Raw genomic sequence first — 11,663 nt, forward strand, 5'->3', positions numbered from 1 at the left:
TTATCCGATCATCAACAAAATGGAAATGATATATCAATAATAGCGATCTTGATCAACTGAGCGCGCATGACTATCATCGATAGCATCAGTCATTCCACTCCGGAGCCGCCATGCAAGAGCACACCTTCCCCACCTATTTCCTGTCGCACGGCGGCGGCCCGTGGCCCTTCATGAAGGAGCAGTTCGGCGGCCGCTACGACGTGCTGGAAGCGTCGCTGCAGGACATCCCGCGCCAGATCGGCGCGCGCCCGAAAGCCGTGCTGGTGGTCACGGCGCACTGGGAAGGGCCGCAATTTCTCGTCTCGGCCAGCCCCAAGCCGGGCATGATCTACGATTATTCGGGCTTTCCGCCGCACACGTATCAAATCCAGTACCCGGCGCCGGGCGCGCCGGAGCTGGCGGCGCAGGTAAAACAGTTGCTCGATGCGGCTGGCCACCCGGCGCGCCTGGACCACGAGCGCGGCTTCGACCACGGCACCTTCAGCGCCCTGTTCCCCATCTACCCGCAGGCGGACGTGCCGCTGGTGCAGCTGTCGCTCAAGCACGGCTACGACCCGCTGACGCACGTCGAGGTGGGCCGCGCGCTGGCCGGCCTGCGCCGGCAAGGCGTGCTGATCGTCGGCAGCGGCCTGAGTTACCATAACCTGCGCCAGTTCGGCCAGGCGGGCGCCGTCGCCTCGCATCAGTTCGACGCGTGGCTGCGCCAGACGATGGCCCTGCCGCCGGCGCAGCGGCTGCAACAGTTGCTGGCCTGGGACCGGGCCCCGGGCGCGCGCCAGGCCCACCCGCAGGAAGACCATCTGCTGCCGCTGATGGTGGCGCTCGGCGCGGCCGAGCAGGAAGCGGCGCACGTCGTGTATCACGAGGAGGATTTCTTTGGGGCGCTGGCGGTGACCAGTTTCAGGTTCGGGGCGGCGAGCGGAAATGAGCAGCAAGCCGGGGTCTGACCCTCAACACCGCTAACGGCTGGTTCAGCGTCAACGTAACCGGGGGTCTGACCCCAGAATTTGCTTTGGGGTGAATTCGGAAGCCGGGGTCAGACGGGGACGCCGAGTCCCGCAACACCGCCAACGGCAGGTTCGACGCCTACGTCACCGGGGGTCTGACCCCAGAATTTAAAAAAGCCGCTAGCTAGCGGCTTTTGTTTCATTACGTGCCGCGCTTGCCCCGCGCCGCATTCTTCGCCTTTTCAGCGGCAATTTCCGCCGCCTTCGCCGCTTTTTCCGCCATTTCGGCCGCATGCTGGGCCATCAGGGCCGCGCGCGTGTCCGGCGTTTCCAGCGAGATGCGCCCGAGGATGCCGCTGCGGTAGTCGAGCAGCAGGGTATGCGACGCTTTCTCGAAATCGTAGTCGCCGCCCTTGATGCGGAAGCCGCGCTTGGCGGCGATGCCCTCGACCACGCCGATGGCGTCGACTTCGCCGATCTTGGTGCCGTAGCGGGTTGCCAGCAAGTCGGGGTAGCGCTTGAGCAATTCCTCGGCCAGGAAGACGGCCACTTCCTCTTCGATCAGCGCGTTCGAGCCGATCGCGTGGCTGGCCGCCAGCATCAGGCCGTCGCTGGGGATGGCGATCTTCGGCCACAGCATGCCGGGCGTGTCGACGAGGATGGTGTTCTTGTCCAGGTACAGCTTTTGCTGCATCTTCGTCACGGCCGGCTCGTCGCCCACCTTGGCCACGCGTTTTTTCAAGAGCGCGTTCATCAGCGTCGACTTGCCCACGTTGGGGATGCCCATGATCATGATGCGCAGCGGCTTGGTCGGCACGCCACGGTGCGGCGCCAGCGACTTGGCCAGGTCAGGAATGCGCGCCACGTCGCCCGGCTTCTTGGTCGTCATCGCATACGCGGTCACGCCTTCCTGGGCATTGAAATAGGCCACCCAGGCGGCGGTGGCGGCAGGGTCGGCCAGGTCGGTCTTGTTGAGGATTTTCAGGCAAGGGCGCTGGCGGAACAGGCGCAGCTCGTCCACCATGGGATTGCAGCTGGCTGCCGGCAGGCGCGCGTCCACCACTTCAATCACCAGATCGGTGTTTTCCATGGTTTCGGCCGCTTTCTTGCGGGCCGCGTTCATGTGTCCTGGGTACCATTGTATCGCCATGCTCTTGCTTTCAAAATCGTTCGGTCAATCCGCTATTTTACGTGGTTGCCGCCGCGACGTCCCATTTTCCGCCGCCAGCGCCAGCCGTGCGACGCGAACGAGACAATTGGTGATAATTTGGCAGTTACACGAATGATAATATCCGCAGTCCGTCCAGCCTGGCCGGTTTCCACATTGCAAGTACAACCTGGCACGCATTCCATGCATCTTCCCCGTTTTCTCCTCCTCGTCCCCCTTTGCGCCTGTCTGCTGCCCGCCATGGCCCAGGAACAAGCGGCGGCGCCAGGCGACGCAGCGAACCAGGAAATACAACAGATTGTCGACGTGCAAGGCACGCGCGATCCCGACCTGCGCCCCTACCGCACCATGCTCAAGGGACTCGATGCGTACGCCGACCACCAGCGCCTGGCGCCAGGCGCGCCGCTGCGCTTCATGCTGATCCCCGCCACGCCGAAGGCCAGGCTCGAAGGCGTGACCCTGCACCTGTCGGCCGACAATCTGTCCATCCCCGTACCGCTGGCAGCGGACGGCGGTTTCACCTTGACGCGCGACAAGACCGCCTACGATGCAAATGCCGACCTGGTCAGCAACAAGAAGCGCGACACCGTGCGCTGGCGCGCCGACATTCACACGCCAGGCCTGCCCCAGAACGTGCGCCGCCTGGGCGACTTGCGCCTGGAATGCGAAATCCGCTGGGCCGTCGAGCAGGATGACCTGCCGTTTGTGCGGCGCAACCTGTTCCGTCTGGCGGGCGGGCCTTGCCACTCGTCGCTGATCCACGTGCCGTTTCCCGTATTCCGCAAGCTGCTTGCCGTGCAGGCGCGCTCGGGCGAGCGCACGCTGGACATCCGCATCACGGAAGACCGCCAGCGCTACGTGCCGCCGCTGCATGACGTGAGCTGGGACGACAATACCCTGCTGACCCTCACGTATGCCGATGACGGCAACATGGCGGAAGCCGCCCCGGCCCCCCCCCCAAGAAGGCGGCGCTGCGCCAGTGATACGCGCGCGGGAACCGGGTCAAATATTTCCACGCAGACTTTTATATTTACTGAAAGAAACAAAAAAGTATGCTCTAATATCGCCTCTTAAATGAAAAGCAATGTTTTCCGGACTGGCTGGCACAGGCGCAGGGAGACAGGCGATGGGATAGCTCGATATGATGATGGAACACACTGGCATGGCGCCCAAGCGCGTGCCGCGCAATGACTGGAAGAAGGAATGCCGGCAGCTGCAGGGGCAAGTGGCGCAGCTCGAGGAGCGCTTGAAACGTCAGAGCGCCGACAGTTATGGCTTGCAAATGCTGTATGACCAACTGGTCAATGAAATCAAGCACCACCGCGACATGTTGCAGCTCGACAGCTTCGATGCGGATAAATCATCGCTTGTCTACACGCAAGCATGGCGCCGCTTCATGGCCGGCGACGCGCTCGACTATCAGACCCACCGCCACACGCATTCCAGCCGCCGTCCCACCTTGCTGTAGTGCGCTGCGCCGTTACAGTTCCGCCAGCGCCTTCACGTGCGCCGCCACGCTGCGGCCCAGGGACGACAGGTTGTAGCCCCCTTCGAGACAGCTGACGATGCGGCCCTTGCCATACTGATGGGCCACGGCCATCATCTGCTGCGTCATCCATGTGTAGTCGGCCTCCACCAGGCCCATGCCGCCCACGTCGTCTTCGCGGTGGGCATCGAAACCGGCGGAAATGAAAATCATCTGCGGCTGTTGCCGGTGCAGCGCCGGCAGCCAGTGGTCGAGCACCAGCTGGCGCACGGCATCGCCCTTCGAGCGGGCCGGCACGGGCACGTTGACGCGCGTGTCGGTGTAGGATTCGACATCGCTGTACGGATAGAACGGGTGCTGGAAAAAACTCACCATCAGGATGCGCGGGTCGTGCGCCACGGACTCGGCCGTGCCATTGCCATGGTGCACGTCGAAGTCGACGATGGCAACGCGCTCGAGGCCACGCACGTCGAGCGCATGCTTGGCGGCGATGGCGACATTATTGAACAGGCAGAAACCCATCGGTTCGCTGGGCCGCGCATGGTGGCCGGGCGGGCGGATCGCGCAGAAGGCGTTGCTGATCTCGCCATCGATGACGGCATCCGTGGCTGCCACGGCCGAGCCGGCCGCAGCCAGTGCCGCCTCATAGCTGTGCGCATTGAGCAGGGTGTCGCCGTCGAGCGGATAGTAGTCGCCCTCCTGCGGCACATTGTCGCGCACCAGGCCGATGGCCGTGGCACTGTGGTTGCGCTCGATATCGGACAATTGCGCGCGCACGCCGTCGCGATGCTCGACCAGGTCGCTGATGTGCGCAAGGATCAATTGATCGTTGATTGCCTGCAAGCGGGCCGGTGATTCTGGGTGCCAGTCGCCCATTTCATGGCGCTGGCAATCGGGATGGGTATAAATGGCTGTGCTCATGCGCTGTACTGGTTACCTCTGTCTCTGTCCATTCTCCGGGAACACTGCATGGCATTCCTGTTCGCCCTGCGCGTTCTCGCATAAAATCACTGGCTGGTCTGTGCCGCCGTCGCTGCCTCTCTAATCTACCACGTGCGCGCAACGGGCGGGCGGCACGACTTGACCTGGCCAAAGCGATTGTAAATTAAATAATCCGACTTACTGTGATAGAAATAGCATGTTTTCGAAAATACACCAGGCCGCACAGCAGATCGGCGAAGTTCTCGTCGGCAAACACTTGCAGATCCGCCAGGCCCTCGCCTGCGTGCTGGCTGGCGGCCACCTGCTGATCGAAGACGTGCCCGGCGTGGGCAAGACAACCCTGGCCCATGCGCTGGCCATCTCGCTGGGCCTGCAATGGAAGCGCCAGCAATTCACCAGCGACCTGCTGCCCGCCGATGTGGCCGGCATGAGCGTGTATGACCGGGGCAGCGGCAGCTTCCTCTTTCATCCCGGCCCCCTGTTCACGCAAGTGCTGCTGGCCGACGAGATCAACCGCGCCACGCCGAAGACGCAATCGGGCCTGCTCGAAGCGATGGAAGAGCGGCAAGTGACGCTCGACGGCGTCACGCATGCGCTGCCGCAGCCGTTTTTCGTCATCGCCACGCAGAACTGCGCGCACCAGCTGGGCACCTTCCCCCTGCCAGAATCGCAGCTCGACCGTTTTCTCATGTGCGTCACCCTGGGCTACCCCGATGCGGCCGCGGAAAGGGCGCTGCTGCTGGGCGCCGACCGCCGCGCCATGCTGCACACCTTGCCTGCCGTCATGAACGCGGAAGAATTGCTGCAGGCGCAAGCGGGCCTGCGCGCCATCCACGCCTCGGCCGCCGTCGTCGACTACGTGCTGGCCCTCGTGCATGCCACGCGCGCGCCGGGCGTGTTTGCCGATGGCCTGAGCCCGCGCGCCGCATTGGCGCTGCTGCAGGCGGCGCGCGCCTGGGCCGCGCTGGCCGGACGCGACCACGTCACGCCCGACGATGTGCAAGCCGTGCTGCTGCCCGTCTGCGCCCACCGCCTGCATGCGGCGCAAGGCTCGCTGGATAGCCGCGCGCTGCTGCAGCACATGCTGTTGAGCATTCCCGTCTGAGCGGCATGCGCTGGCGCAATATCTCTTGGCTGCCGGCGCGTCCCTGGCTGGGCGCGCAGCGCGTGCACATCCGCCCTTCGCGCGCGGGTCTGGCGTTTGCCGCGCTGCTGCTGGCACTGTGGATCGCCGCCGTCAATTACCGCCTGGGCCTCGGTTATGCGCTCACGTATTTCGCCGCCGCCTGCGCCATCGCCGACATGCTGTTTGCCAGCCGCAACCTGGCGGGCCTGGCCTTGGCCGCCACGCCGGGCAGCCCCGTGTTCGCGGGCAGCCACGCCTTGTTCACCTTGCGCCTGATCAACCGCAGCGCGCGCCCGCGCCATGCGATCCACCTTGCCATCAGCGGTGTAGAGGCAGCGCCCAGCCTGGCCGACATCGCCGCCCACGGGGAAACAGCCGTCAGCATCGTCGTGGCGGCGCGGCAACGCGGATGGCTCGATGCACCCTCCGTGCGCCTGTCCGGCAGTTTTCCGCTGGGCCTGTTTGTGGCATGGTGCCACTGGCAGCCCGACGCGCGCGTGCTCGTGTATCCGCAGCCAGAACAGGGCGCGCCGCCGCTGCCCTTGCCTGCCTTCACGGTGCGGCCGGCAAAGCAGGCACGGCAGCCAGACCCGCCCGATGGCAGCCTGGAACTGGCCGGCGTGCGCGCCTACAGGCCAGGCGATCCCTTGCACCGCCTGGCCTGGCGCCAGATCGCCCGCCACGACGGCGAGCACGTATTCAGCAAGCAATTCCAGCCTGCCGCCGGCGCGCCGGCAGGCGCATCCCATGGCAGCATCGTGTTCGAGCACGCCTCGCTGCACGCGCTGGCGCCGGAAGCGCGCCTGTCGCGCCTGGCCGCCTGGGTGCTGCAGGCGGAACGCACGGGCTTGCCATATGGCTTGCGCCTGGGCGCGCTGACCTTGGCACCGGCCCTGGGCGCCAGCCAGCGCGACGCCTGTTTGCGCGCACTGGCCCTGCACGACTCACCTCCCAGCAAGGAGTCACCATGATCCGCTGGTTCAACAGCTTGCCGCGCGAGAAAGCCGACATTGTGCTGCTGTTGCTGGCGGCCGCCATGGTGCTGGCGCCGCACGCGCTGCACCTGCCCCCATGGCTGTCGATGGCAAGCGCCGCCCTGCTGCTGTGGCGCGCCGTCATTACCGTGCGGGGCAGGCGCCAGCCGCAGCTAACCCTGCTTGCGCCGCTGGCCCTGCTCGGCATTGCCGGCGTCTACGCCAGCTATGGCACCGTGCTGGGACGCGATGCCGGCGTGGCCATGCTGGCCTTGCTGCTGGCCTTGAAGTCGCTGGAAATGCATGGCCGGCGCGACATCTTCGTCTTCGTCTTCCTCAGTTTTTTCCTTTTGCTGGCGAACTTTTTCCATACGCAAGGCATCCTCAGCGCTGCCTGGATGCTGGCCACCGTCATCGTCCTGCTGGCCGCCCTGCTGTCGGCCCAGTACGGCACCGTGCAGCCCCGCCTGACGCAACGGTTAAATTTGCTGGGGCGCATGCTGGCACTGGCCGTCCCCCTGTCGGCCGTCATGTTTCTTGCCGTGCCACGCGTCGACGGCCCCCTGTGGGGCGCCGCACCAGAAGACGCGCAGGCACGCACGGGCTTGTCCGACAGCATGCAGCCGGGCGCCATCGCCTCGCTGGCCCTGTCAAGCGACCCTGTCTTCACGGCCCGTTTCAGCACGCCGATCCCGCCGCAAGACCAGCTGTATTGGCGCGGCGTGGTGCTGGGCGACTTCGACGGCGCCACCTGGACGCGCAGGGGGGCGAAGGGGCGCGCGCCTGCCAGCGACAGCCGCATCGACATCGCGCTGCAAGGCCAGCCCAGCCAATACGAAGTCACCTTGCAGGCGAGCGGCCAGCGGCGCATCTTCGCGCTTGACGTGCCGCGCAGCATCGAACGCTTGCCCGGCAACCCGTATGTCGTGTCGTCGGCGCTGGAAGTGCTGACCATACAGCCCATTACTTCGACCGTGCGTTACCGCGCCAGTTCCCAAGCGCGCTACCGGCTGCAGGCCGGCTTGTCGGCCGCGCAGCAACAGCCATGGCTGGCCTTGCCCGCTGGCAGCAATCCGCGCAGCGTGGCCTGGGCCCGCGCCCTGCGCGGCCATAGCGCGCATGCGCTGGCGCCCGCCGACGCCGTCGCCGCCGTGCTCGAGCACTTCCGCCGCGCGCCCTTCCGCTACACCCTGCAGCCGCCGCTGCTGGGCAAGCATGGCGTCGACGACTTCCTGTTTCGCACGCAGTCGGGCTTCTGCGAACACTACGCGGGCAGCTTTGTCGTGCTGATGCGCGCCATGGGCATTCCCGCCCGCGTCGTCACCGGTTACCAGGGCGGCGCACGCAACAGTGACGGCGCCAGCCTGACGGTGCGCCAGTCCGACGCCCATGCCTGGAGCGAAGTGTGGCTGGCGGGCCGGGGCTGGGTGCGCATCGATCCCACGGGCGCCGTCGCGCCCCTGCGCACGGAGCGCAACCTCGACGCCGCCCTGCCGCCGCCCCCGTCGCCGCTGACGGCGTGGCGCGCCCTGGCCGGCCTCGACGGCGGCGCGCAAGGAGCGCTTGCCGCATGGCGCCAGCAATGGCAGCAGGCCGAGCACGCCTGGAGCAGCTGGGTGCTCGACACCACGCCGCAGCGCCAGCGCGCCATGCTCGATGGCTTGAAAAACTTGCCAGCGAAGCAGCTGGCAGTCGCTTGCGCCGTGCTGGCCGTGCTGTCCGCCGTGGCCGGTGGACTGGTCTGGTGGCGGCAGGCGCGGCAAGGCGATCCGCTCGACCTCCTGTACGCGCAGTTTTGCCGCCAGCAGGCGCGGCGCGGCTACAGCCGTGCGCCGCATGAAGGTCCGCACGGTTATGCTGCACGGTTGGCCGCAGGCAAGGCCACACAAGAGGCGCACGCCGCCATCGCACAGTTTCTGGCAATCTATGCCGCGATGAAGTATGGTAATGCCCACCCAGACGAACAACTCCGCGCGCGGCGCAGCTTGCGCCGCCTGTTAACCCAATGCCGATGAGACGCTCCTTGTTACCGATCAAAACCTCCGCCCTGTCCCTGCTCCTCTCCCTTCCCCTGTGCCTGACGACCGCGCACGCTGGGGAAAACAGCCATATTTCCGCTGCCGACCGCGCCCGCGCCGTGCGCGCGGCCAAGGCCCCGCCCGCCAAGGCGACAGCCAAGAAAGCACCGGCAAAATTCGACTTCGAAGGCGAGTTTGTCGACTATGCCAACTGGAAAGAGGTCCGCGCCTTCCTCGACGACATGTCCGCCAAGCATGGCTTTGACCGCGCAGGGCTCGATACCCTGATCGGCAAGGTGCGCTATGTCGAGTCGACCGTGCAGCTGATGAAGCCGGCGCCGCCCGGCAAGCCGAAGAACTGGCAAGCGTACAGCGCCCGCTTCATCGAGCCGGTGCGCATCAATGCGGGCGTGAAATTCTGGGAAGAGAATGCGGAAGCGCTGGCGCGCGCCGAGCGCGAATATGGCGTGCCGGCCGAGATCATCGTCGGCATCATCGGCGTGGAAACCGTGTACGGACGCAATACGGGCCGTTTCCGCGTGCTCGACGCGCTGACGACCCTGGCGTTTTCCTATCCGGACAGCCCGACCCGCGCCGCGCGCATGGAATTTTTCAAGGGAGAACTGGAAAACGCGCTGTTGTACGCGCGCAAGGATGGCATCGATCCCTTGACCCTGCTCGGCTCGTATGCGGGCGCCATCGGCCTGCCTCAATTCATGCCCAGCAGCATCATGAAATATGCGGTGGACTTCGATGGCGATGGCCATATCGACCTGCGTAATTCCACGGCCGACGCCATCGGCAGCGTCGCGCATTTCCTCGTCGAACATGGCTGGCGGCGCGACGACCCGGCCATCAGCACGTATCCCGTCACCGTGTCGGCCAGCCGCACGTGGGAAAAGTTCGTCGGCCAGGGCTTGCAAGCCAAATACCGGCTGGGAGAATTGCAGGAAGCCGGCGTGAGTACCGTCGTGGCCACGCCCCAGAACATGTTGTTTGGCTTGATCGATTTACAAAATGGTTCAGAAGCAACTGAGTATCACTTGGCAACCAATAACTTCTTTGCTATAACTCAGTACAACAGAAGTTATTTTTATGCCATGTCAGTGATTGACCTGGGCAAGGCCATCAGTCAAGTGCGCGCACGCTAACCGAAAGTCAGTGTAAAGTTATAATATTACTTGTAAGAAAGCGTAAGCGATGTTGAAGCGACCGGCAAACAGGTCTATGGTGGGGCCGATAACATGTGCCAGCCTCGCTCGCCAGCCTTTGTGCGGCACGGGATGCAGTAGTGGTTTTATACTTAACTTTTGTCAAAGTACAATTTTTGCTCTATCATAGAGCATAATAAAGAATAAATAGGTGTTGCAGCTAGACAACACCGGTTCTGTACAAAGCAAGATTAGCGGGCTTTCCCGCCTGAAATTGAATCCTGTTGTACAATTGTGTATATATCATGAAAAACTGTATCCCGGATCGTACCGTGTGTGAATTCGTTCCTTTTAGTAAAGAATGAACATGAACGCAGCAAGAGCGAGCTCCGAGTGTTTTTTACTTTGCAGTGCAACTACAGAAGGAACAATAACATCATGACAAACCAAGTCGGCATTGATATGAACAGCGATTCGGACTCCGACGATCTGCTTCAGTACAACCCAAACAGACTGCTCGATACCCTGATCGAAAACCTGCGCCTGAAAAACGACGCAGCCTTGTCCCGCGCGCTGGAAGTGGCGCCACCGGTCATCAGTAAAATTCGCCACCACCGCCTGCCGGTCGGCGCATCGCTGCTGATCCGCATGCACGAAGTCAGCGACCTGAGCATCCGCGACCTGCGTTACCTGATGGGTGACCGTCGTAACAAATTCCGCATCAGCGACAAGCAATTCAAGCCAAAAGAAGGCGAAACGCCACAAGGCTGATCCTGCCAGTTTCGCAGGTTTTCCCTCCCCGCCATGGGGAGGGGGTATTTCCAGCAGTTCTCAGGCCGTTCTGGCCGACCTCACTTCACATCCTTCCCCGTTACGCAGGGAAAACACCTGTGGACAGATATCTGTCGCCACGGTCGCAGACGACGAACACGATGGTCGCGTTTTCCACCGTTTGCGAGATACGCAGCGCGATTTCGCACGCACCGGCTGCCGAGATGCCGCAAAACAAGCCCTCTTCCGCCGCCAGGCTGCGCGCCATGCGCTCGGCCACGCCCTGGCTCACGTACTCCACCTGGTCGACGCGCGATTTGTCGTAGATTTTCGGCAAATATGCTTCCGGCCATTTGCGGATGCCGGGAATCTGCGAGCCTTCCTCGGGCTGGGCACCGATGATCTGGATGGCGGGATTTTGCTCCTTCAAATAGCGCGACACGCCCATGATTGTGCCCGTCGTGCCCATGGCGCTGACGAAGTGCGTGACCTGGCCATTGGTATCGCGCCAGATTTCCGGCCCCGTGCTTTCATAGTGGGCGCGCGAATTGTCTTCGTTGGCGAACTGGTCGAGGATGACGCCGCGGCCATCCTTCTGCATCTGCTCGGCCAGGTCGCGCGCATACTCCATGCCGCCCGTCTTCGGCGTCAATAAAATGTCGGCGCCGTAGGCGGCCATGCTCTGGCGGCGCTCCACGCTCAGGTTGTCGGGCATCAGCAACAGCATCTTGTAACCGCGCAAAGCGGCCGCCATGGCCAGCGCGATGCCCGTATTGCCGCTGGTCGCCTCGATCAGAGTATCGCCCGGCTTGATGACGCCGCGCTCTTCAGCGCGCTTGAGCATGGACATGGCCGCGCGGTCCTTCACGGAGCCGGCCGGATTGTTGCCTTCCAGCTTGCCCAGGATGACGTTGTTGCGCGCGAGCGCATCGGCACCCGGCAAGCGCGTCAGTTGCACCAGCGGGGTATTGCCTATCGTATCTTCAAGTGTCTTGTAAGCCATCGTGTCTGTTTGAGTAGATTCAACAAAGACCCATTCTAATATGAGATGCTGGACGGCGTATCGCTGATCGGCGGCGG

Annotated in this window: 11 protein-coding genes; 8 read left to right on the forward strand and 3 right to left on the reverse strand. The window is 63.8% G+C overall.

Going from position 1 to position 11,663, the window contains the following annotated elements:
* Nucleotides 1-110: 110 nt before the first annotated feature.
* Nucleotides 111-947, forward strand: a complete 837-nt coding sequence (locus AC1RBA_RS15395) for a DODA-type extradiol aromatic ring-opening family dioxygenase (RefSeq protein WP_492418944.1) — start codon at nt 111-113, stop codon at nt 945-947.
* A 202-nt stretch (nt 948-1,149) separates the two neighbouring features.
* Here the strand turns inward: AC1RBA_RS15395 and ylqF are convergent, their stop codons facing one another.
* Nucleotides 1,150-2,097 (reverse strand): ribosome biogenesis GTPase YlqF, encoded by a 948-nt coding sequence (gene ylqF / locus AC1RBA_RS15400; RefSeq protein WP_071650173.1) that lies wholly within the window; start codon nt 2,095-2,097, stop codon nt 1,150-1,152.
* A 201-nt stretch (nt 2,098-2,298) separates the two neighbouring features.
* Between ylqF and AC1RBA_RS15405 the strand changes: the two genes are divergently transcribed.
* Nucleotides 2,299-3,189: a hypothetical protein gene (locus AC1RBA_RS15405; RefSeq protein WP_492418946.1), complete on the forward strand. Its 891-nt coding sequence runs from the start codon at nt 2,299-2,301 to the stop codon at nt 3,187-3,189.
* Nucleotides 3,190-3,256: 67 nt separating this feature from the next.
* Nucleotides 3,257-3,583 carry a hypothetical protein gene (locus AC1RBA_RS15410; protein ID WP_070219412.1) on the forward strand — a complete coding sequence of 109 codons (327 nt, stop codon included), beginning with the start codon at nt 3,257-3,259 and terminating at the stop codon, nt 3,581-3,583.
* Nucleotides 3,584-3,595: 12 nt separating this feature from the next.
* Here the strand turns inward: AC1RBA_RS15410 and AC1RBA_RS15415 are convergent, their stop codons facing one another.
* Nucleotides 3,596-4,522 carry a histone deacetylase family protein gene (locus AC1RBA_RS15415; protein WP_070219411.1) on the reverse strand — a complete coding sequence of 309 codons (927 nt, stop codon included), beginning with the start codon at nt 4,520-4,522 and terminating at the stop codon, nt 3,596-3,598.
* Nucleotides 4,523-4,739: 217 nt separating this feature from the next.
* Between AC1RBA_RS15415 and AC1RBA_RS15420 the strand changes: the two genes are divergently transcribed.
* The 5 genes from AC1RBA_RS15420 to AC1RBA_RS15440 all read left to right on the forward strand — a co-directional run bounded on the left by AC1RBA_RS15420 (nt 4,740) and on the right by AC1RBA_RS15440 (nt 10,583).
* Nucleotides 4,740-5,648, forward strand: coding sequence for an AAA family ATPase (locus AC1RBA_RS15420; RefSeq protein ID WP_070219410.1), 909 nt, complete (start codon nt 4,740-4,742; stop codon nt 5,646-5,648).
* Between the two features lie 5 nt (nt 5,649-5,653).
* On the forward strand, nt 5,654-6,640 hold the full coding sequence (locus AC1RBA_RS15425) for a DUF58 domain-containing protein (protein ID WP_492418948.1): 987 nt from the start codon (nt 5,654-5,656) through the stop codon (nt 6,638-6,640).
* A complete protein-coding gene (locus tag AC1RBA_RS15430; protein WP_492418949.1) occupies nt 6,637-8,658 on the forward strand; it encodes a transglutaminase TgpA family protein in 2,022 nt (673 codons plus the stop codon). The genes AC1RBA_RS15425 and AC1RBA_RS15430 overlap by 4 nt, the downstream gene beginning before the upstream one ends.
* A complete protein-coding gene (gene mltB / locus AC1RBA_RS15435; RefSeq protein ID WP_070219407.1) occupies nt 8,649-9,812 on the forward strand; it encodes a lytic murein transglycosylase B in 1,164 nt (387 codons plus the stop codon). The genes AC1RBA_RS15430 and mltB overlap by 10 nt, the downstream gene beginning before the upstream one ends.
* A 438-nt stretch (nt 9,813-10,250) precedes the next feature.
* Nucleotides 10,251-10,583 (forward strand): hypothetical protein, encoded by a 333-nt coding sequence (locus AC1RBA_RS15440; protein WP_034751784.1) that lies wholly within the window; start codon nt 10,251-10,253, stop codon nt 10,581-10,583.
* Between the two features lie 100 nt (nt 10,584-10,683).
* Here the strand turns inward: AC1RBA_RS15440 and cysM are convergent, their stop codons facing one another.
* A complete protein-coding gene (gene cysM / locus AC1RBA_RS15445; protein ID WP_035825682.1) occupies nt 10,684-11,586 on the reverse strand; it encodes a cysteine synthase CysM in 903 nt (300 codons plus the stop codon).
* Nucleotides 11,587-11,663 lie beyond the last annotated feature (77 nt).

It is taken from the genome of Janthinobacterium sp. GW823-FHT03B06 (genome assembly GCF_058796955.1).